Source organism: Yersinia entomophaga (assembly GCF_001656035.1).
Classification (GTDB): Bacteria; Pseudomonadota; Gammaproteobacteria; order Enterobacterales; family Enterobacteriaceae; genus Yersinia; species Yersinia entomophaga.
In genome coordinates this window covers 1,379,265-1,401,835 of record NZ_CP010029.1, presented here as the reverse complement: position 1 = coordinate 1,401,835, position 22,571 = coordinate 1,379,265, and the positions used below count along the sequence as shown (strand labels likewise).

The following is a 22,571-nucleotide window of genomic DNA, read 5'->3' as shown; positions in this document are numbered from 1 at the left end:
ATATAAAACGAACAAGGTCGCTTAGGCGGCCTTTTTTATTGCCCGAAAAACAGGAAAGAACATGAAAGATGTGAAGTTTGCCTTCGATAAGGCGAGCGTTCGTCGCTATGACGTTGACGGGATGCTTCATGTTGAACTGACGCCTATCAGCAAGGCTAACGTCTGCGTCTACTACGGCAAAGAGATACCCGATTGGGAAGCGTTAGGCCTTAACCCTGACAAGGCATACCGGTTGCTACGTGACCCTGAAGAACTCAGGAAAGCCGCTCCAACATTCAACAACAAACCAGTTCTAGACACTCACATCGCTGTGTCGGTAATTGACCCGCCAAAAGAACACATTATTGGTTCGACTGGCACTGACGCAGTGTACGAAGCTCCGTATCTGAAGAATTCGATGGGCATTTACGACATCAATTCCATTATCGGCGTAGAGAACAAACAGCAGCGAGAAATCTCATCTTCATACCGTTATCGGCTCGACATGACGCCGGGCGAGTACGAGGGCGAACCATACGATGGCGTTATGCGTGACATCGTTTGTAACCATGTGGCAATCGTGCCAAGTGGCCGGGCTGGCCCGGATGTATTTGTATATGACTCACTACCTACAGGACTCAAACTGATGTCAAAAATCAAACAACTCATGAGCATCTTCAAGCCGCTGATGGCTAACGATGCCGACCCTGAAGCTGTAAAGAAAGCGGAAGAGGACGTGGAAAAGCTCATCAAAGACGACGAGAAAGACCCCAAAACAGCGAAGGACGAGATGACCGACGAAGAAAAAGAAAAGTTAGCCAAAGACGAAGCGGAGCAGGCTGAGAAAGACAAGTTAGCCAAAGATGAGGCTGATAGAGCCGATAAAGAGAAGATGGCAAATGACAGTAAATTAGCTATGGATTCAGCGATTAAAGCCGTTGAAGCCCGCGCAGCCGCGCTTCGTCAGGCAGAACGTGATGTTCGCCCCGTGGTTGGCGACTTAGCATGCGATAGTGCCGATGAAGTTTACCGGACCGCGCTGAAGCAGATGGGATGTGCAGATCATGCAACATTGCCTTCAGCAGCACTCCAATCTGTCTTCAAAGCCTACTCTCGCCCAGCAATGGCAAACGACGCAGCGCCAATTAGCCACGACTCTCGCGCTAACGTGAAAAACTTCTTCGAGGGGAAATAATATGTCATTTCAAAAGAGCGTAAATATTTATTCCGGCGTTGGACAGGCCGGACAGCCTGCGTCAACTACTCCAATCATCGCGGCGGCGGGCGGTCCGGGAGCATTTCAGGCGGGAACTGATGGATTAGTCATGGCTCGTTTCGCATGGCGTAACTCTACTAACCCTCTGCGACTGGATAACTCCGGCACCGGCAAACCTGTTGGCTTCATCTATAACAACGCCAATGCCACCATCGGCTACCTGCAAAGTAATAGCATGACCATCTCGGCAGGTCGTGAAGCATCACCTATTGTGGGAGGGGATTTCTGGGCGATCGCTGCGACGGTTGCCACCGTGGGACAGAAAGTTTTTGCTGTTCTTGCTGACGGTACACTGAAAACAGATGACGCTGGAGCGACGGTTTCCGGTGCGGTTGAAACTGACTGGTATGTGGCAAGCCCTGCCGCCGTCGGTGACTTACTTATTATCTCTACATGGAGCAAAGCATAATGCCTCAACTGACTCAGGCTGATTTCGCTGCCTTTAAAGCGGAAGCTGAATCGCGCGGCATTTACTTGCCATCCTCAGTGACCAAGTTTGCCATGGATGCTGATGTTCAGCCATCGCTGCCAGCTAACGGCGGCATTCCTGCCATTGTTTCTACGTTCATCGATCCGGAGATCGTCCGCACTATCTTTGCTAAGCAAAAGGCCGCAGACATTCTAGGTGAGAAGAAGAAAGGTTCTTGGGCGCAAGATACATTGATGATTCAGCGCATCGAGCAATCGGGTGATGTCGTGGCCTATGATGATTACAGTGAGCAGGGCGGCAACCAGGTTACTTCCCAATGGGAAAACCGTCAGGTGTATCGCTATCAAACGATGGTGATCTATGGTGAGTTGGAGCAGGAGCGTTATGGTCTGGCTATGCTGCCGTACGTAGCTGAGAAACAGCGTGCTGCGGCTTGGACACTGAATCAAGCGCAAAATAAGTTCTACTTTTATGGTGTTTCTGGCCTACTGAACTACGGCATCTTGAATGACCCAGACTTGCCAGCACCAATCACCCCAGCAACCGTCGATGGCAAGGTTCTGTGGAAAGATAAACAAGTCATCGATATCTATAACGATATCTTGGCGCTTTATGCTGACCTGATCGCTCGCACCAAGGGTGTAGTGGGTGATGGCGTTGACATGGCGTCACCACTGGTTCTGGCTATGAGTCCTAACGCTTCCGTGTGGTTCAAGCGTGCTAACGAGATCTTTGGTAACACAGTAGAGAAGATGGTTAAAGACACCTTCACTAATCTGCGCATTGAGATTGCTCCGCAGTACGATACAGATGCAGGCGATCTGGTACAAATGTTCGTTGAAACTGCCCAAGGTCAGGATGCTGGATATTGTGCTTATAGCGAGAAACTCCGCGCCCACCCAGTGATTACTATGACATCAAGCTGGAAGCAGAAACACTCGGGCACAACGTATGGCGCGGTAATTACCCAGCCTACGCTATTCGCTCAAATGTTGGGGGTGTAACTGATGGCTTCTAAATCAAACATGTACGTAATTGGTTGCAAACTGCCTAGCGGCATTTCGTTCCGTCATGGGGATAAGGTCATTACCCTGGCTGGCGCTAACTCATCAGCGCTGGTCAATGGTTTTGGTATTACCAATGATGTTCCTGCGGAAGCATGGGATGAGTTCGCTAAGGTTCACCAGGATTCTAAATTCATCCGTAACGGCATTATTTTCGCGGTGTCGGATGAGAAGTCAGCTAAAGACGCAAGTCGGGAGAACGCCAAAGTTAAAACTGGCTTTGAACAGGCCTCCAAAGAAACCGCGGGTGTGACGGAAGATAAAGAGGAGTAATCCATGGCAATCGTGGTGCTAGATATCACGAAATTCCGCGCCATGTTCCCTGAGTTCTCCAATGTAACCGACGAACAACTCCCTTACCTGTTTGAACAGGCCACCGATTACCTTAACAACTCTGAATTCTCACTTGTAGATGATGCCGTTAAGCGAGAGCGCTTGCTCTACCTGCTTATGGCTCATTTGGCATACATGAGATTCGGGGATGACAAGGGTAACGGTGGCTCCGGCATGGTAGGGCGGTTGTCGTCGGCTTCGGAGGGTTCTGTCTCGGTCTCTTCGGAGGCTGGCGTGGTTGAATTCCGTTACATGTGGTACACGCAAAGCCCGTATGGAATGGATTACTGGCAGGCAACGAAGGTATACCGCATGGCTAACTACTATCCGGGGAGTTGATTATGGCCGGGAAGATATCTGATTTCCTGAACAACATTGAAAAGCAGCTTTCATCCAAACAGGTGAAGGCTGGATTTATTGATGGGGCAACCTATCCAGACGGAACGAGCGTGGCAATGGTTGCGGCAATCAACGAGTACGGAAACCCCGGCAATAATCAGCCACCTCGTCCATTTTTCCGTAACGCGATAAGTGAAAAGTCTGGTGATTGGGCCGAAACGGTATCCAGGGGGATTCGCGCGGGAATTGATACCACGCAAGTTCTTGAGGTCGTGGGCGCTCAAATAAAAGGAGACATACAGGAATCGATAGCTACCCTCATGGAGCCAAAACTTTCTGATGTAACTCTTCACATTCGTAAAACGAGAAAGGTGCTCCCTAACCAATCTGATAAGCCTTTGGTTGACACTAAAGAAATGATCGGAGATGTCAATTACGAGGTGGGAGAAATTGAACCTTCATCGGATAGTTAAACCTGCCATTAACCGCGTAAACCCATTCATTTCTGCACTTGTTCGTCGGTCTGATGGTTTCACTATGGGTGAGGGCCGGAAGCAGGTTCCCAAGTACCTACCTGAAGCACCAGTCACCATTCAGTTGCAGCCCCTATCGCCCGGCGACTTGAAGCATGTGGACGGGCTAAATATATCCGGACTGCTCAAATCGATTCATGTTGATGGAAATTTTTACGGGGTGAACCGTGAAAAAGTGCTCGGTGGCGATCTGTTTATTATTGGTAGTGAAGAATGGCTGGTTATTGAGCCATTGGAGCTGTGGCCTGATTGGTGCAGGTTACTTGTTCAGTTGCAGGTGACGCCATGAATGACATGACCATTGATAACGTGATTGATGTGCTGGCCGACTTCGCAGAGCAATTCATCGGTAAGTGTGAACAAGCACAGGCTAACAGGGTTCCGATGGATAAGGGGCAGTTTTGCATTCTGACGCCATTGCGATTTAAGCGTCATTCAACCAGCCGAGAAATCAAGAAAGATACTGGTTCGCCAACAACAAGTGCCATTGGCTTTACTGAGGTTAGGCAGGCCGAAATTCAGGTTGATATCTACGGTAGCAATGCCGGGGATCGGGCTATCGCTTTGGAGACGCTATTCCGCACTGGCTATGCCTATGACGCAATCAAGGCCATAGACAGTCGGGTCGCCCCACTATACAGCACCGAAGCAATTCAGGCACCGATGATCAATGCTGAAAATCAGTGGCAAGAGCGCTACATGCTGACCGTTTCACTTCAGGTTCACATCACAATCGACGTCAAGCAGGACTATTTCGACGCGGTTAACTTTTCTATCGAACAAGCTGATAAGGCGACTCAATGAGCAAAATTCCATTATCGCGTGACTTTAAGATCACGCCTTCCACTGTAAACGCAGCCGGAACCGCGCTGGATGTTTACGGACTACTACTTTCCGATAACGAGTTACTGCCGGTTGGTAAAGTTTCCGAGTTTACCAGCGCGGCAGATGTTGGCGCAGCCTTTGGCACAACCAGCAAAGAATACCTGGCTGCATCGCTATATATGTCCGGGTATGACAACGCCACTGTTCGACCGGGTGCTGTTTTGTTTGGGCGGTTGGTGCAAGAACCTGTAGCTGGCTGGCTGCTCTCTGGTAGCTTTAAAGGCGTTAAAATCGCTGCACTACAGGGAGTTACTGGGACGATTACTTTAATGCTCGATGGAGCATCGAAAACCAGTACTTCTCTTAATCTATCAGCCGTAACAAGCTTCACTGACGCAGCAGCAGCAATTGCCACTGCGTTTGGTAGTGGCGTCGAAGTTGACTGGTTGCCAGTGCAAAGCCGGTTCATTATCCGGTCAGCTACCACTGGCGCTAACAGCGAAGTCTCACAGGCCGTTCCTGGTGCTGCCGCAACCGCACTGAAATTGACCGCAGATACAGCCGCAACAACTTCACCCGGTGCGGCAGCAACAAGCATCACCGACACAATGGGGGCGATTGTAAATCAGAATCAGGACTGGGTGATGACCGCCAGCGTGGTTGATCTCACTGATGAACAAAAAGAAGAGTTGTGCGCGTGGGTAAGTGCGTCAAATAACCGCTACGCCTACTCGATGTATGACACATCAGAAGATGCAACGGTTGCCAATAATGAATCGTGCTTCGTTCAAAGCGTAGTCATTGCGAATGGATATGAGAACGTATTCCCTGTGTATGGTTCGTATCTCTACTCGGTGCTGGCGCTGGCTTATTCTGCATCGCTTAATTTTAACCGAACCAATGGCCGAGTCTCTTACAAGTTTCGGGCATTCGCAGGTATCGCGCCAAACGTAACTGACAACGCCACGGCAGCGGCGCTTGAGTCGAACGGTTACAATTTTTACGGCGCATATGGGCAGAACAAGACCATGGCTAATTACGTCTCAAATGGCGCAATTACCGGCAAGTTCCTCTGGCTGGATAGCTTCATTAGCCAGGTATGGATTAATGCAAACCTAGTAGCGGCATTTGCTAACCTGTTCACCAACAACTCATCGTATGCGTTTAATGCCGGCGGTTACGCTTCCATATCTGCTGCTGTGATTGATGTGGCTACCAATGCGATTAACTTTGGTGCTATTCGTGCTGGCGTTACGTTGGATCAGGCGCAAATCAACATCGTCAATGACGCGGTCGGAACCGATATTTCCAATGTGCTGTATACGCAGGGCTGGTTCTTCTTCATACCTCAGCAAACAGGTGCATCACGAACCGAGCGCAGCCTTGACGGTGCAATCTTCTATTACGTCGACGGGCAGTTGATTCAAAGCATCGACATGACCTCAACAAATATCCTGTAAGGACTGAAAATGCCTATCGATATTACAAGTGCCAACTCGAAGTTGCGTATCATCGTGCCATCGTTTTACCCTGGTGGGTTCGATGTTGATGATTACGCGGCCGAAGACATGTTTGATACCGGCGCATTGCAGAACGCTGAGGATATGATGTCAGCAGATGGTAAATACCACGCTGGCTTTATCTTCAACCCAACGGAGCTGACCATTACCCTAATGGCAACGTCTAACGCTGCCCAACTGATAGGAGATTGGTATGCAGCCGAGCGCACCGCTGTAGCAAAGTTTGCCTGCAACGCAGTGCTGACCATTCCAGCGCTTAACATCAAGTACAACTTTGTGAATGGAGTGCTCTATACGTGGACACCTACGCCTCCAGGTAAGCGGGTATTGCAACCACGCCCAGCCATTTTCCACTTTGAATCCTGCACACCGAGCGCCGCATAATGTCCAGAAAACAAATTACATATATCGTTGAAGATGAGGGTCGGGATAAGGGGAAGGAATTCCTTATCACTGAAATGTCAGCGTGGGATGCCGACGAGTTAGCTCAGGATATTTTCCGGTCGATGGGAGAATCTAACTTTTCTGGCATTCCTGCTGATGTTATTGCTATGGGATGCGCTGGACTGGCTACGGTTGGAATTAATGTCCTGTGTGCCGCGTCACCTGAAGTTTCACGTAATCTCCGAGATCGTCTGATGTCCACCGTGCAAATTGTTATTACGCACGATGGAAATAAACAAACTCGCGAGGTTAAGTCCATTGATTTTGAAGAGGTCTCAACTATTCGAACTCTGATGGACAAGGTGTTCGGAGTGAACTTCGATTTTTTAACCATCGCAGCCGCGTAAAGTATCCATTCATTCAGCCAGATCAGGGGCCATCTAAATTGGTATCCTCGGTCAACATATCCGCACAGATGAGTTCTATTATCTGCTCAGGCAGGGCCACCTACCTTGATTTGCAGGAGAAGTTGTCTGTGCGCGATGCGTTTAATCTGCTGGAGCTTATCGCGGTGGAGTGTCATAACAAAAGAGCTTGGCAGCAATACGCGGAGAAACTACGGTGATTCTCGAAGAGCTAGCATACAAAGTCACAGTAAGAACCGAGGAGTTTCTCTCGGGTAAAAAAAAGGTCGAAAGGGGGGCTAAAGACCTTAAGGAAGCCATCGAGGGGTTAACGGCCGCAATTGAGAAATCAACCACCTCCTCAATGTCCAAAACGACGAAAGAAACGGATAAAGCATCAGCAGCCGTGAAAGGGCTAAGCATGGCTTTTAGTGGACTGCTTGGGCTTTCAACGCGATTTCTAGCTGTTGGTGGGGTAATGACTGCGGTTGCCATCGGCATCCATCGCGCTTTTGAAAGTACCGCTGAATCCATCGTCCGGGCCAGTAACATGGGGAGAATGCTAGGAACGAGTGCCAGTAATGTTCTTGGCACTCAATATGGCTTTTCTCGCATAGGTCAGAATGGTGGCGCTTTTCTCGGTTCTCAGATGAGCGCAAAAATGGCACTCGCCAATCTGGAAGACCCAACCATCTTTGGTGGACTGACTCCAGAAGCACAGAACCTGCTTACCACTGGCGCAAGAACTGGCGTTGATATCCATAAGTTGGGCGGTAAATCTGAAGACGCTCTGGCAGAGTTTCAGAAATATGGAAAAGGTCATAGCGAGAAGCAGTTAATGCAGACTCTGGCTGCATTTGGTTACGACCCCAACCTTGCGGGAGACATCAAGAACGGCAAAGCCGTGCAGATGGTGTCTGAGGAGGAAAAACGCTGGAAAATGACCAAAGAACAGGAAGAAGCCCAGCGCAACATCCTCGCCACTACTAAAGCTCTGGACTCGCAATTTGCACAAGTAAAGCAAGATCTGATGGCAACATTTGGGCCAGAGGTTCTTAAAGCTGAACAGGAGTTCCTTGAGTGGTTGAAAGATAACAAGGGCGATATTATTGGGTTTTTCAAAGGGCTTGGTAATGGTATTGATGGGTTTATAAAAGCAGTAGGTGGTGCAGGTAATGCGCTTGGTATTCTTGCTGCGATGGCCCTACTTAGTGGTAAAAGTGTTGGTGGGGTTGCTGCGGTGGCCTTGCTTGGACAGATGGTTCAAGATCAATATAAAGATGTCCCTGATGAGCAGAGGCCATTTGTCTTTCAGCAGCATTTTCTAGAGAGATTTCTCGGTATTGATTACGATGACCCAAATAAAGACACTCCAACCAATAAATCAGGTAAAAATAGGCCAGATCGAAACCTTAACCCTCTAAATATCATGACAAAAGGCAATGCTGGAATGGATTCTGGTGGATTCGCTAAATATACTGATGAAGATTCAGGCTGGAAGGCGGCTAGAAATCAGCTATCCACTTATTACACTAGGGATAAATTAGATACTATTAGTGGGATTATTACTAAATGGGCGCCTCCACCAAAAAAACCGGGTGATCACAAAAACAACACTGCAGCCTACATAGCTCAGGTATCGAAAGCTATGGGGGTCGGTGCTAACGATAAGCTAGATCTTTCTGATCCTTCTGTTATGGCTAGTTTGAGTGCCTACATGGCGAAACACGAAGGGTATTCAAATTGGAAGAATGGGCTAGATTATGGAAACGCAGCCAAAAGTCAGTACGCTGGTTACTATCAGACTCAGCAACAACTTGCTAATGGGGTGGGAAGAGCAAACACACCAAGCCAAAACGTTGTCAACAACTACAATAGTCAAAATATTGGCGAGGTAAAAGTAACTGCGACTACAGAACAGGCTTCAAAACTGGCAGAAGGATTCAAGGAGATGAATAGTCGATCCTCAACAAATCAGGCATTTTCAAGCGCTGTAAAGTAAGTGCTTATTGGCGATCGTCAGCATGCATTGATAGGAACAAAAGAGTAGCAAGCTTAGATGACTTGTCAATACTATCAATCAAGTACTCTTTTGGTACTGGCCCTCTGCTATCATTTTTGAACTGCATATCAATGTTTTTCAAGGCTGCGGTTTTCCACATGGATATTTCGCCTTGTGATTGTGCGGTTTCTACTTGAGAAAGCGCATCAAGACAAATTGCTAGCGAGGAATCTCTTACTTCAGATGGAGTTTTCCCTAATTCGCTTAATCGTGGTCCATACTTGCTAACCATGCTTGACGCTATGCTTTTGCAGGCATCAAAAGGACTTGAAGCCCCTTTGGTTATGTACTGTCTCATTTCATCAACTAATGATTTTATGTCTTCCTTATTTTCTGAAGCATTTCCTGAGAAAATGAACACCAGTAAAGATAAGGTTATTAATCGGGTTTTCATAATAATTCCCTTGTGCTGTTTTCCTAATTCTACCCATTAGCTGACGCAATAACACGCAACATAGCCCACTCAGGTGGGCTTTTTGCATTCTGGCGCGTCCGTGCGGTAGATTGTAGTAGTTAGCAGAAAGATCATCTGGCTCAATAACTGTGCAGCCATCCAGTTGTTTCAAGCAAGATCGCGTAAGTTCGAGCTAAATTCGTGAACTGCGTAGAAAATAAATCACTCGATTAACCAATGGTTTATCTATTTGATAAACAACTGCGGTTGTGTGTTGACGCCTCGGTCAATTACACTTCTAAACGACCATTACAGGTCATGAGTAGTTTAATTTGATAGAGGTAGTATATGAATTTCTTCTCGGTCGCTAAATTTGCAATGTTGAGCGCAGCGATGCCTCAGCCTGCTGCGTCTGCGCAGATGTTCGCAATTTCTCCAGTTCCGACCGTTGGTCGAACAGGAGAAATTGAAGTTCCGCTAGATTTAATGGCTAAATTTGCTAGTGAATTGGCTGCTGGTAAAGCAGTTGTTGAGTCTTTAACTGAACAGGCTAATGCTTTTTATTTAAAGTTGCTTGAGTTATCTAATGATTCAACAGATAAAGCGCGCAGTGCTTTAAAGTGCCAAGATCTTAGTGAGTTCGAAGCTTGTGAAATGTTCATGAGAGCATTTGAAATAACGCTTAAAAAAGTAGCTGATGATAGTAGTTTGCCATCATTTGTCTCCTCTGAGATGAATGCTTATTGGAGAAAAGTTGCAAAAGCCCGCTCTATTGTAACCAAGGTAAATAGCTACGTTAAGCAACTAACACAAGATGCTGTTACATTTGAAAGTGATATTGATTTACAAGGTCTTAGATATTTAGCTGATTACACCACCGAAAAACTCGGTTCTAAAAGTTTTCACTAAGGTGGTAAATGGATGCAGCCCATTGAAGTATCTATAAACCCTCAAACGAAGAATGAATACTTTGATGATGTTTTCGGAAGATTCCCTGGACTTGAGTCGGCTTTATTAAGAGATTTCGCGGTTTATAAAACCACGTCTAAAGTGCCCGAATATTTTGGCCGAGACGTGGCTTATACTCAGCCTCACGGAGCATATAAGGCTGGATTAATGCATATTCATTTATGTTTTCCACCTAAAAAGTTCCCATCCAATAAACCACAAGCTGATAGAGCATGTCGTAAGGGTGACCCGGCCAATGATGCATGTTTAGTGTATGTTCAGGGTGAGTTGTATGAAAATAGATATTCGCTCATTGCAATAATGCATCCGAATGCTCATGAGAAAGGTAGAGACACTCAAATAATGAGTTATCTTTCTAGAGTAGCTCAAGATTTTGTAGATAAAAACTAACCCGCCCCGGCGGGTTTTTGCTTTCTAATATCCACGACCCAGCCATTGCGCTGGGTTTTTTATTGGTGGTAACCCATGAGCATTATAGACATCAACACCAGCGACATATTTAACGCTATTGGTGGCGGATCGCCATTATCAATTATAGACAGCGTGCTTCACCCGTCCTATTCAATAAGAAACCACGGGAAGGCTTCTATTGCTCTTGAGTTTAGCGGAATGGCATCTATTCAGCCGATAGGGAGAGCCCAAATAACTAATGCTCCCGTTGAAAGTGGTAAATACCAGTCCATCAATAAGGTTAAAGACCCTTCTAGGGTTAGGTGCTCAATCATTATCTCCGGAATGACTGGTTTCACCGGTACGATCCCCAACATTTTCGACCTTACTTTTACTAGTCAGTCTGACACCTTGAAAACCATCAAGGACATGTTAGCAACGACGGGGATATATGACATTGAGACGCCAAAAGAGACGTTAGAGAGTTATGATCTTGTCGGTCATTCCTATGAGGTTACTCATCAGCAAGGTGTGACGCTGCTTGTGGTTTATCTGGATTTTCAAGAAGTGATGCAGCAGATGGAGGTTTCTCTGTCTGGTTCGCAATCAAATACAAAACTAACAAATGATCAAAAAAGTCTAAGTAATTCTGGCGTTGGGGCTTCCACCTTGAATCCTGCCGGAGCCAAACAATCAACGGTAAATGAGCTAAGTAAGGCGTGGAGCGGCCTAAAATCTTCCGTATCGGAAATTGTTTCAAATGTAGACCAAACGATTACCACAGGATTTCAAAGTGCTCTGGATACTGTGAATAAACCAGTGCTTGAAGTTGTTAGTAGCGCAACACAGAAAGCGGCTGAGTTAACCAAGGAAATTGCAGAGGCGACGAAACCATGATGACAGTATCTATCGAACCTATGAAATCTCAGGAATTCAGTGTGCAACTTGGCGGACAGCAATGCAATATTCGCCTGATACAACGCACCAGTGCCATTTATATGGATTTGACGGTGGACGGCAACCCTATCATGCAGGGCGTACCCTGTTATTTCGGTAACCGTATGGTGCGGTATTCATATCTTGGGTTTAAAGGTGACCTGCTGTTCTTGGATTCGGTAGGACAGAATGATCCGCAATGGGAGGGGTTGGGGAGCCGGTTCCAACTATTCTACTTGGAGGAAGCTGATATTGTATAAACAACACTCTCTCCGCTTCGACTTTACCAATCTTACTAGCTCATTCGATTCATCCGGAAACAACAAGATATCCATAAATAATGTAAAAGCTGTCGTTTCATTGAATGCGGTAGTGGGAAGGACAGGGACGTCAGCGGATATATCAATATACGGACTTGGGCTGGATATGCTTGCAGCGTTATCTGGGCGCGCTGACGGGAATATGTTAGACACGCAGAGAATAAACGTGGAGATATTCGCTGATGATTCGGTCGTGTTTTCTGGAGGAATGACCTCATCAGTTGCAAATATGAATGCAGCACCAGATAGTAATTTGATGATATCTGCTACCGCAAATGCTGATCTGCAAAACATGCCAGCAAGCCCATTCTCTGTAAATGGCGCTCAAAAATTAACTGACGTTATTAATTCAATTTGCAGCGCGGCGGGATATCGCGCCTCTTTCAATAAAATGAATGGCATGACGACATCGGGAAGCCCTTATTTCGAAGGTAGCGTATTCGATCAGTTACATCAGATATGCGTCGATTATGGCGTTGCCATGTCGGCGACTCCACCTCAAAAGGTTGAGTTTTGGCCTGAAAAAAATACTCGAGATGAAATAATTCCATTAATATCAAAGGAATATGGTCTTATTGGTTATCCGATATTTTCATCAGGCGGGATTATGTTTCAAACTCAATACTCGTCTCTATTGGTTATTGGCCGCTTTATCGAAATGGAGACAGAGCTCCCAAATGCCAGCGGTAAATACCAACTTTCAACCGTAAGGCATGAACTATCGTCTTGGGTTTCGGGAGGGGCGTGGCATTCAGTCTGCACTGCATATAGAACCAATGAAGCAAGGGCGGAGGCACAAAATAAAAATGCATGAAAATTTATTTACCCCAACGAATGCGCAAGCAAGTAATGCAGAGTCTTTTAGTTACGCTTTTGAAAGATTAATGACCGGACTGTTTTTTATTGAGATTGTTAAGGTTAAGGGGGTGAGAGGGACAGCCCCGAATTTAGTTGTTGATGTTCTCCCGTTAGTCTCAAGAACTGACCGTTCAGGATCAATGATACCCAATAGCACAATCTACAATATCCCAGTATTTCGCCTACAGCGTGGCAGCTCAGCTATTATCATGAACCCCGTTATAGGGGATATTGGGATGATCGCTGTATGCGATAGAGACAATTCAGTTGCCCGAGCCAATTTATCCCAGTCTGTTCCGGGAAGTAATCGAACCCACAGCAAATCCGATGCGCTTTACCTAGGCGGGTTCCTTAACGGCCATCCAACGCAGTTTATTGAGTTCGCTGATAGTGAGTTAAATATCACATCCCCTAATCCGGTAAACATAACCTGCTCAAAGGCGAATATAACTGCTCCTGATGGGGTTGAAATGACAACGCCACTGATGCATGTCACTGGAAACATAACGGCAGGCGGTAACATAACTGACAATGCAGGAACTCAATCTGCTTCCCTCAAAGAGTTACGTGATAAATACAACGCCCACGATCATGATGTTGTTAACGTTCAGGGCGGCTCATCCACTATCACATCCAACACTACGGACAATCAGGTATGACATACAGAACCTTAATGCTTGATCCTGATACATGGGACTTAACGTTAGATGGTAATGGGAACATTGCCATTGCTGATAGTGGTTATGCCGTCGCTCAAGATGTCGCATCAGCCTGCCTGGTGTTCTCTGGTGAGTGTTATTACGACAATACTTTGGGTATTCCGTGGAAAGAAGAGGTCTTGGGTTCGCGCCCCTCCGCTGGCTATATCGCCAAAAAGATGGAAAGTGAAGCCAAGAAATTACCCATTGTGAGCCAAGCGATCGCTAACGTGTTTTTCGACAAAAACACACGTAAAACGCGCGGGGCCATACTGGTGACTGATAGAGATGGAAACCAATCACAGGTAATTCTATGACAACGTTAAAAACAGCGGTTCCCGGTGTAACTATCACAGAGACAGGCTTGCTGGTTCCTGATATTGCTGATGTCCTGTCAGGCAGATTAACGGACCTTGATGCCGCTATGGGGGGCGGAACTAGCCAACCGCTATCTTCACCACAGGGCCAAATATCTCAGTCAGATACAGAAATTATCGCCACAAATTATGATGCATTACTGTGCCTGTTCAATCAGATTAACCCAGATTACGCGACTGGCAGATTTCAGGATGGCATTGGCAGCATTTACTTCATGGAGCGGATCGCTGCGCAGGGAACAATTGTTACTGCGACATGCACCGGTGGCGTGGGGCGGCATATCCCTGCGGGTAGCACGGCGATGGATGAGTCTGGATATATCTATCAGTCAATTAATGGGGCATCCATAGGTTCCAGCGGTCATGTTGACATCCAATTCCAGAATCAGACCACTGGGCCGATCCCCTGCGGGGTGGGGGAACTAAACCAGATTTATTCCACCGGTCTTTCCGGTTGGGACGCAGTAAGAAATGATGCCGCCGGTGTCGTCGGTGTTGATGTTGAATCGAGAGTGGCTTTCGAGACGCGAAGGAAGCAATCGGTATCACGAAACGGCAGAAACACTGACGCCGCAATGCTGGCGGCGCTGCTATCAACTGACGGTGTTTTGGATGCGTATGTGTGGTCAAACCGGACTGACGCAACAGTTAATTCTGGGGCTACAAATTTCCCGGTATTGCGTCACTCAGTATATGCCTGTGTTTATGGTGGCGTGGACGCTGATGTCGCGGAGGCTATATTCACTACTAAAAATCCGGGAGCTAATCTTAACGGTAATGCAACGTTCACTGTCGAAGATAAAGAAAACTATAACGCCCCCTACCCGCAGTACATTATACAGTGGCAAAAAGCTACGCCGTTAAGAATTTATTTTAAGGTTGAAATAGAGACTAATGAAAATCTTCCATCAGACATAAGCAGCCAAATTAAGTCTATGGTGGAAACCGTGTTTAATGGTGGGTATGACGGTATAACAAAAGCAAGAATTGGCGGGAGAATTAACTCAGGAACGTATTACGCACCGATAATATCTATCTCCCCTGATTACGTGAATATATCCTCAATATCTATTTCAGGAAATGGTGTTGATTTTTCCCAGTCACTAACGGCAGGTATTGATCAGATACCTACAATTCAACAGGCAGACATTGAGGTAACACTAATGTGAGCTGGAAAGACACGGTACTAACTCAATATTCAGCAAGTGAAAAGCTCCTTTCCATAATCGATACATTTAATCAGGCTGTGAATTTAGATGAATTCACCGATGAGTTTATTAAAGAGGTGTGGAACGTAAACACATGCGGATCTTTTGGTCTTGATGTGTGGGGGAAGATAGTGAATGTATCCAGATATATTAAGGCGTCAATAGATACCAATAGTTTTGGGTTCTCTGAGGCCAATGACGGCGGGTCATACCCTTCGCCATTCAATGAAGAGCCATTCTATGCCGGAGTACAGGAAACTGAGACAGTAAGGCTGTCGGATGATGCATACAGGACACTCATTCTATGTAAGGCATTTTCGAACATAAGCATTGCGACTATTAAAGAGATAAATAAATTCCTTTCCATACTTTTTAAAGGTAGAGGGAGGGCATTTTGCGTTGATTACGGAGATATGAGGATGGGGGTTATTTGTGAATTTTATTTAGCCCCATATGAAGTGTCAATTCTTGAGAATTATGAGGTATTACCGATACCAAGCGCGGTTCTTATTACTACACATCAAATAGTTCCGCCATACTTCGGATTTTCATCTGACGCATATCCATTTAACGACGGAACATTTTTCAGAGAAATATAAATGAACAGAAATGACGAACCAAAAAAACAACCAGTCCCATTTGGAATTAATGGCCAGAGAGAGGCCATTATTCCTGACACTCCATCCGGTGATAATTCAGCGTCATACGAGAAGGGATTCCCGCCAATAACCATGGTTTTAAAGGCTGCTGGCGGATTACCGCCTAAAGGCCAAGATATGAACCAAATTCTTTATGAACTTTCGAATTTATTAAGATGGTTCAGTGCCGGAGCTTTAAATACATTTGACGCTGATTTTAATGAAGGAATTGGTGGATATCCAAAGGGTGCGGTAATACTTGGTAATGATGCTGAGACCATATTTATAAACAGGCTTAATGGTAATAAATCCAACCCAAATACCACTCCTACCAACTGGTTTAACTTATCAACCGGATATTTAAAGACGGCTAGCAATCTATCAGAAATAGCAACCGCTGGACCTGCAGCTGTGGCTGCTGCTGTAGCTAACCTTGGCTTAACAGAGGCCGCTGCCGCCGCTGCTGATGCTCTGAAGAAAAGCGCCAACCTTTCTGACTTGGCGAGCAAGCCAGCATCAAGGACCAATCTTGGTCTTGGCAACTCATCCACAAGGGATGTGGCGCTTGTATCCGACTATCCGATCGGCACAGCAGACAAGGTTGTTACTCTTCCAGGGCTGGTATCCTATGCGCTAGCTCAATCAAAAAACTTGTCGGATGTGACTAACGCGGCTACCGCTAGGAATAACTTAGGCCTCGGAAATTCTTCAACATTAGATGTGGGGAGTGCGGCTAATACCGTGGCCGCCGGCAATGACACGCGCATTACTGGAGCCCTTCAAAAGACGCAAAATCTGAATGACCTTTCGGACAAACCCCAGTCCAGGGTTAACTTAGGATTGGGTAATTCATCCACACGTGACGTAGCAACCTCGGCAGAAATCCCCGTCGGTACGGCAGATAAGGTTCTCACGTTGCCGGGGCTAATGATTCTTTTTGGAAAAATAAACTTCACTGGTAATAGTTTCATCAGGATACCAGACCGTCCGGGCGGGTTAATTATCCAGTGGGGCAAGGCAACAGGCCTAGCTACTGGAACATCATTCTCCACGGTCACCTTTCCAACTGCATTCCCCAATTATACCGGTTCAGTCATTACCACTCGAAATTATAGTGCTGCCGCCACTGGTGCTCAGGCAAACCAAACCGTGAGGAACGTCACCAGCACAACATTTGAGGTTAATGCGGCTGATACTGTGGTTGTGGATTTATTCTGGGTTGCTTTTGGCTACTAAATAACGAGGTTGTGATGTCATATTTATTTAATAAAAAGACAAGCCGGTTTTTGGCAAAAAATATGGTCGATGATGGTAGCTACGGTGAAATTAAAGACTCAGACTTAATCATCCCCACTGACGATGAGATGACTATATATCACGCCACTGCCGCACCACAAAGAAAACTATTGGGGACGGTAAAGGGCAGACCAGCCTGGGTCGATGCACCAGAGATGACGCCAGAGGAAGTTCTAGCTGAGGCAACTAGTCAGAGATCGGCGCTAAAGGCCAAAGCTGATAGTGAAATTGAATGGCGTCAGGATGCGGTTGACAGCGGTTCGCCTGAAGGGACGGAAGCAAATGATTTGGCAAAATGGAAGGAGTATCGAATCTCTTTAATGAGATTGGATATATCGACTGGTAAAAGCATAGAGTGGCCAGCAATGCCGGATTAGAATTTTTTATTGGCAGGGACGCCGGTTGGATCTGGCTTGTGCTGGTCGATTTTGGCCAGCCTTAAATCTGAGTTTGTGCTTTTATAAAAACCATACTGGTTTCGGCAGGTAAGGGCGTGTTTATCATTGTATCCAGTAGTGATAATATGGTTACTCATTTCGTGGCGAGTTAGAAGACACAAAACGATATGTGTACCAAGTTGCGTACCAATTTAACAAGCGTGGGTTAAATTGCGAATGCAACTCTTTGAATTCAAACAATAATTGTATATTACATGTGATCTGTCGTGTGGGTCACCACTGTAAATAAGGAATTAGAATGCCCGTAATTACCCTTCCTGATGGCAGCCAACGTCATTTTGACAAAGCTGTTTCTGTGCTTGATGTCGCTATGGATATCGGCCCCGGGTTAGCAAAAGCCTGTATCGCTGGCCGTGTAAACGGTGAGTTGGTGGATGCCACCGATCTGATCGAATCCGATGCGCAATTAGCCATTATTACCACCAAAGACGCCGAAGGGCTGGAAATTCTCCGCCATTCCTGTGCGCATTTGTTGGGACATGCTATCAAGCAGCTGTGGCCAAACACCAAAATGGCGATTGGTCCGACTATCGACAACGGTTTCTATTATGACGTCGATTTGGAACAGACCCTGACGCAGGAAGACCTGGATCTGCTGGAAAAGCGGATGCATGAGCTCGCTGACAAAGATTATGATGTGATCAAGAAGAAAGTGAGCTGGCAGGAAGCTCGCGATATTTTTGCAGCCCGTGGTGAAGAATATAAAGTGGCGATTCTCGATGAGAATATCAGCCGCGACGATCGCCCTGGACTGTATCATCATGAAGAATATGTCGATATGTGCCGTGGTCCACATGTACCGAACATGCGCTTCTGCCATCATTTTAAATTGCAAAAAACCTCCGGTGCCTACTGGCGCGGCGATAGCAAAAATAAAATGTTGCAGCGCATCTACGGCACCGCGTGGGGTGATAAAAAGCAGCTAAACGCCTATTTGCAGCGTCTGGAGGAGGCCGCCAAGCGTGACCACCGTAAAATCGGCAAACAGCTTGACCTCTACCACATGCAGGAAGAAGCGCCTGGTATGGTGTTCTGGCATAACGACGGTTGGACTATCTTCCGCGAGCTGGAAACCTTTGTGCGGATGAAGCTCAAAGAGTATCAATATCAGGAAGTTAAAGGCCCATTCATGATGGACCGCGTACTGTGGGAAAAAACCGGTCACTGGGAAAACTATGCTGAGCATATGTTTACCACTTCATCGGAAAACCGCGAGTACTGCATTAAGCCAATGAACTGCCCAGGGCACGTACAGATCTTCAACCAAGGGTTGAAATCTTACCGTGACCTGCCGCTGCGTATGGCAGAATTTGGTAGCTGTCACCGTAACGAACCGTCCGGTGCTTTGCATGGCCTGATGCGCGTGCGTGGCTTTACTCAGGACGATGCTCACGTTTTCTGTACTGAAGAACAGGTTCGCGATGAAGTAAATAGCTGTATTAAGATGGTGTACGATATGTACAGCACCTTCGGCTTTGAAAAAATCGTGGTGAAACTGTCTACTCGCCCAGAAAAACGTATCGGTAGCGACGAACTCTGGACTCGGGCTGAAGAAGATTTGGCCGCCGCGCTGACTGAAAATGGTATTCCGTTTGATTATCAGCCGGGTGAAGGGGCGTTCTACGGGCCAAAAATTGAGTTTACTCTGCATGATTGTTTGGATCGTGCGTGGCAGTGTGGTACCGTACAGCTCGATTTCTCATTACCGGGTCGCTTAAGTGCGTCTTACATCGGCGAAAACAACGATCGCCAGGTTCCGGTTATGATTCACCGGGCAATTTTAGGGTCAATGGAGCGCTTCATCGGTATTTTAACCGAAGAATATGCCGGCTTCTTCCCTACCTGGATTGCTCCGGTACAAGTTGTAGTGATGAATATCACTGATAGCCAAGCTGAATATGTCCAAGAAGTAACCAAAAAACTGCAAGATGCAGGGATTAGGGTGAAAGCGGACTTGAGAAACGAGAAGATTGGCTTTAAAATTCGTGAACATACGTTGCGTCGGGTTCCCTATATGTTGGTTTGCGGCGATAAAGAGATCGAATCAGGCAAAGTTGCCGTTCGTACTCGTCGCGGTAAAGACTTGGGAAGCGTGGATGTCAACGTGGTCGTAGACAAGCTGCTAACAGAGATTCGCAGCCGTAGTCTTCATCAACTGGAGGAATAAAGTATTAAAGGCGGAAAACGAGTTCAACCGGCGCGTCCTAATCGCATTAACAAAGAGATTCGCGCCACAGAAGTTCGCTTAACAGGCGTTGATGGTGAGCAGATTGGCATTGTCAGTCTGAATGAAGCTCTTGAAAAAGCCGAGGAAGCTGGTGTTGATTTAGTAGAAATCAGTCCGAATGCCGAGCCGCCGGTTTGCCGTATTATGGATTACGGCAAGTTCCTCTACGAGAAGAGCAAATCGACGAAAGAACAGAAGAAGAAGCAAAAAGTTATTCAGGTCAAGGAAATCAAATTCCGTCCTGGTACCGATGATGGCGACTATCAGGTCAAACTACGCAACCTGATTCGCTTTCTGGAAGATGGCGATAAAGCCAAAATCACCCTGCGGTTCCGTGGGCGTGAAATGGCGCACCAGCAGATCGGTATGGAAGTGCTTAACCGCGTCCGTAAAGACCTGTGTGAAGATTCTGATCTGGCCGTTGTCGAGTCCTTCCCGACTCGTATCGAAGGCCGTCAGATGATCATGGTGCTCGCACCTAAGAAGAGACAGTAAGGCATTCAAGTAACAGGTTTCATGGCACCTTGTGCGCTATGATCCTGTTCGCCTAGCTAGCTCGTTGTAATTAACAATGCGAAGTGGATATATTCAATGCCAAAGATTAAGACAGTACGCGGCGCCGCTAAGCGCTTCAAAAAGACCGCCAACGGTGGTTTTAAGCGTAAGCATGCTAACCTGCGTCATATTTTGACCAAAAAAGCTACTAAGCGTAAACGTCATTTACGTCCTAAAGGCCTGGTATCTAAGAACGATCTGGGTCTGGTCGTGGCATGTCTGCCGTACGCATAAGTATTTTTGGTTTGAATTAAGACGATAGGAGAAGTACATGGCTCGCGTAAAACGTGGTGTGGTAGCACGTGCACGTCACAAAAAGATTTTAAAGCAGGCGAAAGGTTACTACGGTGCCCGTTCGCGCGTTTATCGTGTTGCATTCCAGGCAGTGATCAAGGCAGGCCAATACGCCTACCGTGACCGCCGTCAACGGAAGCGTCAATTCCGCCAACTGTGGATTGCACGTATTAACGCAGCTGCTCGTCAGAGCGGTCTGTCTTACAGCCGTTTCATCAATGGTCTGAAAAAGGCTTCTGTTGAAATCGACCGTAAGATCCTTGCTGACATCGCAGTATTCGACAAAGTGGCATTTGCCGCTCTGGTAGAAAAAGCGAAAGCAGCTCTGGCGTAAGTCAGAATGAAAGAGGGAGCTTGCTCCCTCTTTTGATCTTTGTAACCTTGGCAAATTTTGTCAGGATAACTAATCAGTCAACAGATTTATCGTTCAACAGCGTTTTGTTATTCGTAAGGCTAGATAATGATGCAATCAGTTATTTTCCGTTTCTTTTTTTACTTTAGCACCTGATTTTAGGAGGCTTGCGCGTAAGAAAAGAAACGAAAAGTAGCGCCGAAGCCTCCCACCGTGGAGGCTTTTTTGTTTCTATAACTCAAGTATGTGTTTGATCCTATTGAACCAAGGTTTCCAATTCTGGCAGCACGCAGTAAAATATGTGCCAGAAGATCAATATCTTGTTGTTCGATAACGTCTTGGCCGTTGTAGGACAGGGCGCAATAGAGCGAATTTTACACAAAACAGTTTTATCCAGCGGTTTAAATAGCAGTTTAATAACTACAAGCGGGCCATACCGGCCAGAGGAAGAGGAAAACAATGCCACATCTCGCAGAGCTGGTTGCCAGAGCTAAAGCAGCCGTAGAAGAGGCCCAGGATGTTGCCGCGTTGGATTTGGTGCGCGTCGAATATCTAGGCAAAAAAGGCCATTTGACCCTCCAAATGACGTCGCTACGTGAGCTGCCAGCCGAAGATCGCCCAGCAGCAGGTGCCGTGATTAATCAGGCAAAACAAGAGGTTCAGGAAGCGTTGAATGCGCGCAAGGAACTGCTGGAATCAGCGGTTCTGAACGCGCGGTTGGCTCAAGAAACTATCGATGTCTCGCTGCCTGGCCGCCGAATGGAAAACGGGGGCCTGCATCCGGTTACCCGTACCATCGATCGCATCGAAACCTTCTTTGGTGAGCTGGGCTTCTCCGTGGCGTCAGGCCCGGAAATCGAAGATGACTATCATAATTTTGATGCGCTGAATATTCCGGCTCATCATCCGGCGCGTGCCGATCATGATACCTTCTGGTTCGATGCAACGCGTTTGTTGCGTACCCAGACTTCAGGTGTGCAGATTCGTACCATGCAGGGCCAGCAGCCGCCAATCCGTATTATTGTTCCTGGCCGGGTTTATCGTAATGACTACGACCAAACGCACACTCCTATGTTCCATCAGATGGAAGGTTTGATTGTCGACCGCGATATCAGCTTTACCAATCTGAAAGGTACTTTGCATGATTTCCTGCAAAACTTCTTTGAGGAAGATCTACAGATCCGCTTCCGTCCTTCCTATTTCCCGTTCACCGAACCTTCTGCCGAAGTGGATGTGATGGGTAAAAACGGTAAATGGCTGGAAGTATTAGGCTGCGGTATGGTTCACCCTAACGTATTGCGTAACGTCGGTATTGATCCAGAGATCTACTCCGGCTTTGCATTCGGGATGGGCATGGAGCGTTTAACCATGCTGCGTTACGGCGTGACCGACCTGCGTGCATTCTTCGAAAACGATCTGCGTTTCCTCAAACAGTTTAAGTAAGGCGGGTAT

The 22,571-nt window shown here is 46.7% G+C and carries 30 protein-coding genes and 1 other annotated feature; of the genes, 29 read left to right on the top strand and 1 reads right to left on the bottom strand.

Going from position 1 to position 22,571, the window contains the following annotated elements; all coding sequences use genetic code 11:
* Positions 1-61 precede the first annotated feature (61 nt).
* The 12 genes from PL78_RS06320 (at position 62) to PL78_RS06265 (ending at position 9,089) form a co-directional block, all read left to right on the top strand.
* Complete coding sequence (locus PL78_RS06320) at positions 62-1,174, top strand: DUF2213 domain-containing protein (RefSeq protein ID WP_064514081.1); 1,113 nt, start codon at positions 62-64, stop codon at positions 1,172-1,174.
* A gap of 1 nt (position 1,175) precedes the next feature.
* Positions 1,176-1,664 (top strand): structural cement protein Gp24, encoded by a 489-nt coding sequence (locus PL78_RS06315; RefSeq protein ID WP_064514079.1) that lies wholly within the window; start codon positions 1,176-1,178, stop codon positions 1,662-1,664.
* Complete coding sequence (locus tag PL78_RS06310; RefSeq protein ID WP_064514077.1) at positions 1,664-2,689, top strand: hypothetical protein; 1,026 nt, start codon at positions 1,664-1,666, stop codon at positions 2,687-2,689. Before PL78_RS06315 ends, PL78_RS06310 begins: the two co-directional genes overlap by 1 nt.
* 3 nt (positions 2,690-2,692) lie before the next feature.
* Positions 2,693-3,022: a hypothetical protein gene (locus PL78_RS20760; RefSeq protein WP_235601012.1), complete on the top strand. Its 330-nt coding sequence runs from the start codon at positions 2,693-2,695 to the stop codon at positions 3,020-3,022.
* Between the two features lie 15 nt (positions 3,023-3,037).
* On the top strand, positions 3,038-3,421 hold the full coding sequence (locus PL78_RS06300; RefSeq protein ID WP_235601011.1) for a DUF4054 domain-containing protein: 384 nt from the start codon (positions 3,038-3,040) through the stop codon (positions 3,419-3,421).
* A gap of 2 nt (positions 3,422-3,423) precedes the next feature.
* Complete coding sequence (locus PL78_RS06295) at positions 3,424-3,894, top strand: hypothetical protein (RefSeq protein ID WP_064514073.1); 471 nt, start codon at positions 3,424-3,426, stop codon at positions 3,892-3,894.
* Positions 3,895-3,958: 64 nt separating this feature from the next.
* A complete protein-coding gene (locus tag PL78_RS06290; protein ID WP_235601010.1) occupies positions 3,959-4,243 on the top strand; it encodes a hypothetical protein in 285 nt (94 codons plus the stop codon).
* On the top strand, positions 4,240-4,758 hold the full coding sequence (locus tag PL78_RS20755) for a phage neck terminator protein (RefSeq protein ID WP_084414296.1): 519 nt from the start codon (positions 4,240-4,242) through the stop codon (positions 4,756-4,758). The genes PL78_RS06290 and PL78_RS20755 overlap by 4 nt, the downstream gene beginning before the upstream one ends.
* Positions 4,755-6,239: a DUF3383 family protein gene (locus PL78_RS06280; RefSeq protein ID WP_064514069.1), complete on the top strand. Its 1,485-nt coding sequence runs from the start codon at positions 4,755-4,757 to the stop codon at positions 6,237-6,239. The genes PL78_RS20755 and PL78_RS06280 overlap by 4 nt, the downstream gene beginning before the upstream one ends.
* Before the next feature lie 9 nt (positions 6,240-6,248).
* Positions 6,249-6,683, top strand: a complete 435-nt coding sequence (locus PL78_RS06275; protein ID WP_064514067.1) for a phage tail fiber protein — start codon at positions 6,249-6,251, stop codon at positions 6,681-6,683.
* Complete coding sequence (locus PL78_RS06270) at positions 6,683-7,090, top strand: hypothetical protein (RefSeq protein WP_064514065.1); 408 nt, start codon at positions 6,683-6,685, stop codon at positions 7,088-7,090. Before PL78_RS06275 ends, PL78_RS06270 begins: the two co-directional genes overlap by 1 nt.
* Positions 7,091-7,304: 214 nt before the next feature.
* On the top strand, positions 7,305-9,089 hold the full coding sequence (locus tag PL78_RS06265) for a hypothetical protein (protein WP_064514063.1): 1,785 nt from the start codon (positions 7,305-7,307) through the stop codon (positions 9,087-9,089).
* A gap of 4 nt (positions 9,090-9,093) precedes the next feature.
* Here PL78_RS06265 and PL78_RS06260 read toward each other — a convergent pair whose 3' ends face one another.
* Positions 9,094-9,543: a hypothetical protein gene (locus PL78_RS06260; RefSeq protein ID WP_064514061.1), complete on the bottom strand. Its 450-nt coding sequence runs from the start codon at positions 9,541-9,543 to the stop codon at positions 9,094-9,096.
* Between the two features lie 348 nt (positions 9,544-9,891).
* Between PL78_RS06260 and PL78_RS06255 the strand changes: the two genes are divergently transcribed.
* The 17 genes from PL78_RS06255 (at position 9,892) to pheS (ending at position 22,562) form a co-directional block, all read left to right on the top strand.
* On the top strand, positions 9,892-10,452 hold the full coding sequence (locus PL78_RS06255) for a hypothetical protein (RefSeq protein ID WP_064514059.1): 561 nt from the start codon (positions 9,892-9,894) through the stop codon (positions 10,450-10,452).
* Positions 10,453-10,464: 12 nt separating this feature from the next.
* Entirely contained in the window at positions 10,465-10,902 is a 438-nt protein-coding gene (locus PL78_RS06250; protein ID WP_064514057.1) for a type II toxin-antitoxin system YafO family toxin, read from the top strand.
* A gap of 75 nt (positions 10,903-10,977) precedes the next feature.
* Complete coding sequence (locus PL78_RS06245; RefSeq protein ID WP_064514055.1) at positions 10,978-11,799, top strand: hypothetical protein; 822 nt, start codon at positions 10,978-10,980, stop codon at positions 11,797-11,799.
* Positions 11,796-12,098: a phage baseplate plug family protein gene (locus PL78_RS06240; RefSeq protein ID WP_050941619.1), complete on the top strand. Its 303-nt coding sequence runs from the start codon at positions 11,796-11,798 to the stop codon at positions 12,096-12,098. The genes PL78_RS06245 and PL78_RS06240 overlap by 4 nt, the downstream gene beginning before the upstream one ends.
* Positions 12,091-12,972 (top strand): hypothetical protein, encoded by an 882-nt coding sequence (locus PL78_RS06235; RefSeq protein WP_235601009.1) that lies wholly within the window; start codon positions 12,091-12,093, stop codon positions 12,970-12,972. Before PL78_RS06240 ends, PL78_RS06235 begins: the two co-directional genes overlap by 8 nt.
* On the top strand, positions 12,965-13,675 hold the full coding sequence (locus PL78_RS06230) for a phage baseplate protein (RefSeq protein WP_064514051.1): 711 nt from the start codon (positions 12,965-12,967) through the stop codon (positions 13,673-13,675). The genes PL78_RS06235 and PL78_RS06230 overlap by 8 nt, the downstream gene beginning before the upstream one ends.
* Entirely contained in the window at positions 13,672-14,031 is a 360-nt protein-coding gene (locus PL78_RS06225; RefSeq protein WP_064514049.1) for a contractile injection system sheath initiator, read from the top strand. Before PL78_RS06230 ends, PL78_RS06225 begins: the two co-directional genes overlap by 4 nt.
* Positions 14,028-15,260 (top strand): baseplate J/gp47 family protein, encoded by a 1,233-nt coding sequence (locus PL78_RS06220; RefSeq protein ID WP_064514047.1) that lies wholly within the window; start codon positions 14,028-14,030, stop codon positions 15,258-15,260. The genes PL78_RS06225 and PL78_RS06220 overlap by 4 nt, the downstream gene beginning before the upstream one ends.
* The gene (locus PL78_RS06215; protein ID WP_064514045.1) at positions 15,257-15,898 is read left to right on the top strand and encodes a baseplate wedge 1 family protein; all 642 of its coding nucleotides are present in this window, start codon (positions 15,257-15,259) and stop codon (positions 15,896-15,898) included. Before PL78_RS06220 ends, PL78_RS06215 begins: the two co-directional genes overlap by 4 nt.
* The gene (locus tag PL78_RS20635) at positions 15,899-17,173 is read left to right on the top strand and encodes a gp53-like domain-containing protein (RefSeq protein WP_201030827.1); all 1,275 of its coding nucleotides are present in this window, start codon (positions 15,899-15,901) and stop codon (positions 17,171-17,173) included.
* Positions 17,174-17,187: 14 nt separating this feature from the next.
* A complete protein-coding gene (locus PL78_RS06205; RefSeq protein WP_064514043.1) occupies positions 17,188-17,610 on the top strand; it encodes a tail fiber assembly protein in 423 nt (140 codons plus the stop codon).
* Between the two features lie 319 nt (positions 17,611-17,929).
* Entirely contained in the window at positions 17,930-19,858 is a 1,929-nt protein-coding gene (gene thrS, locus PL78_RS06200; RefSeq protein WP_064514041.1) for a threonine--tRNA ligase, read from the top strand.
* Positions 19,859-19,861: 3 nt separating this feature from the next.
* On the top strand, positions 19,862-20,413 hold the full coding sequence (infC, locus tag PL78_RS19510) for a translation initiation factor IF-3 (RefSeq protein WP_002227898.1): 552 nt from the start codon (positions 19,862-19,864) through the stop codon (positions 20,411-20,413).
* Between the two features lie 96 nt (positions 20,414-20,509).
* Positions 20,510-20,707 (top strand): 50S ribosomal protein L35, encoded by a 198-nt coding sequence (gene rpmI, locus PL78_RS06190; RefSeq protein WP_002211834.1) that lies wholly within the window; start codon positions 20,510-20,512, stop codon positions 20,705-20,707.
* A gap of 37 nt (positions 20,708-20,744) precedes the next feature.
* Positions 20,745-21,101 (top strand): 50S ribosomal protein L20, encoded by a 357-nt coding sequence (rplT, locus tag PL78_RS06185; protein WP_004717737.1) that lies wholly within the window; start codon positions 20,745-20,747, stop codon positions 21,099-21,101.
* 125 nt (positions 21,102-21,226) lie between these two features.
* Positions 21,227-21,349: a sequence feature (Phe leader region), on the top strand.
* Positions 21,228-21,275: a pheST operon leader peptide PheM gene (gene pheM, locus PL78_RS21065; RefSeq protein ID WP_157045533.1), complete on the top strand. Its 48-nt coding sequence runs from the start codon at positions 21,228-21,230 to the stop codon at positions 21,273-21,275. Its footprint overlaps the feature before it by 48 nt.
* 229 nt (positions 21,350-21,578) lie before the next feature.
* Complete coding sequence (gene pheS, locus PL78_RS06180) at positions 21,579-22,562, top strand: phenylalanine--tRNA ligase subunit alpha (RefSeq protein ID WP_064514040.1); 984 nt, start codon at positions 21,579-21,581, stop codon at positions 22,560-22,562.
* The last annotated feature ends 9 nt before the right edge of the window (positions 22,563-22,571 follow it).

Excerpts from the sequence above, each read along its gene's own strand:
- PL78_RS06320 (WP_064514081.1), top strand. The coding sequence starts at position 62 with ATGAAAGATGTGAAGTTTGCCTTCGATAAGGCGAGCGTTCGTCGCTAT.
- PL78_RS06315 (WP_064514079.1), top strand. The coding sequence starts at position 1,176 with ATGTCATTTCAAAAGAGCGTAAATATTTATTCCGGCGTTGGACAGGCC.
- PL78_RS06310 (WP_064514077.1), top strand. The coding sequence starts at position 1,664 with ATGCCTCAACTGACTCAGGCTGATTTCGCTGCCTTTAAAGCGGAAGCT.
- PL78_RS20760 (WP_235601012.1), top strand. The coding sequence starts at position 2,693 with ATGGCTTCTAAATCAAACATGTACGTAATTGGTTGCAAACTGCCTAGC.
- PL78_RS06295 (WP_064514073.1), top strand. The coding sequence starts at position 3,424 with ATGGCCGGGAAGATATCTGATTTCCTGAACAACATTGAAAAGCAGCTT.
- PL78_RS06290 (WP_235601010.1), top strand. The coding sequence starts at position 3,959 with ATGGGTGAGGGCCGGAAGCAGGTTCCCAAGTACCTACCTGAAGCACCA.
- PL78_RS20755 (WP_084414296.1), top strand. The coding sequence starts at position 4,240 with ATGAATGACATGACCATTGATAACGTGATTGATGTGCTGGCCGACTTC.
- PL78_RS06280 (WP_064514069.1), top strand. The coding sequence starts at position 4,755 with ATGAGCAAAATTCCATTATCGCGTGACTTTAAGATCACGCCTTCCACT.
- PL78_RS06275 (WP_064514067.1), top strand. The coding sequence starts at position 6,249 with ATGCCTATCGATATTACAAGTGCCAACTCGAAGTTGCGTATCATCGTG.
- PL78_RS06270 (WP_064514065.1), top strand. The coding sequence starts at position 6,683 with ATGTCCAGAAAACAAATTACATATATCGTTGAAGATGAGGGTCGGGAT.
- PL78_RS06260 (WP_064514061.1), bottom strand. The coding sequence starts at position 9,543 with ATGAAAACCCGATTAATAACCTTATCTTTACTGGTGTTCATTTTCTCA.
- PL78_RS06255 (WP_064514059.1), top strand. The coding sequence starts at position 9,892 with ATGAATTTCTTCTCGGTCGCTAAATTTGCAATGTTGAGCGCAGCGATG.
- PL78_RS06250 (WP_064514057.1), top strand. The coding sequence starts at position 10,465 with ATGCAGCCCATTGAAGTATCTATAAACCCTCAAACGAAGAATGAATAC.
- PL78_RS06245 (WP_064514055.1), top strand. The coding sequence starts at position 10,978 with ATGAGCATTATAGACATCAACACCAGCGACATATTTAACGCTATTGGT.
- PL78_RS06240 (WP_050941619.1), top strand. The coding sequence starts at position 11,796 with ATGATGACAGTATCTATCGAACCTATGAAATCTCAGGAATTCAGTGTG.
- PL78_RS06230 (WP_064514051.1), top strand. The coding sequence starts at position 12,965 with ATGCATGAAAATTTATTTACCCCAACGAATGCGCAAGCAAGTAATGCA.
- PL78_RS06225 (WP_064514049.1), top strand. The coding sequence starts at position 13,672 with ATGACATACAGAACCTTAATGCTTGATCCTGATACATGGGACTTAACG.
- PL78_RS06220 (WP_064514047.1), top strand. The coding sequence starts at position 14,028 with ATGACAACGTTAAAAACAGCGGTTCCCGGTGTAACTATCACAGAGACA.
- PL78_RS20635 (WP_201030827.1), top strand. The coding sequence starts at position 15,899 with ATGAACAGAAATGACGAACCAAAAAAACAACCAGTCCCATTTGGAATT.
- PL78_RS06205 (WP_064514043.1), top strand. The coding sequence starts at position 17,188 with ATGTCATATTTATTTAATAAAAAGACAAGCCGGTTTTTGGCAAAAAAT.
- thrS (WP_064514041.1), top strand. The coding sequence starts at position 17,930 with ATGCCCGTAATTACCCTTCCTGATGGCAGCCAACGTCATTTTGACAAA.
- rpmI (WP_002211834.1), top strand. The coding sequence starts at position 20,510 with ATGCCAAAGATTAAGACAGTACGCGGCGCCGCTAAGCGCTTCAAAAAG.
- rplT (WP_004717737.1), top strand. The coding sequence starts at position 20,745 with ATGGCTCGCGTAAAACGTGGTGTGGTAGCACGTGCACGTCACAAAAAG.
- pheS (WP_064514040.1), top strand. The coding sequence starts at position 21,579 with ATGCCACATCTCGCAGAGCTGGTTGCCAGAGCTAAAGCAGCCGTAGAA.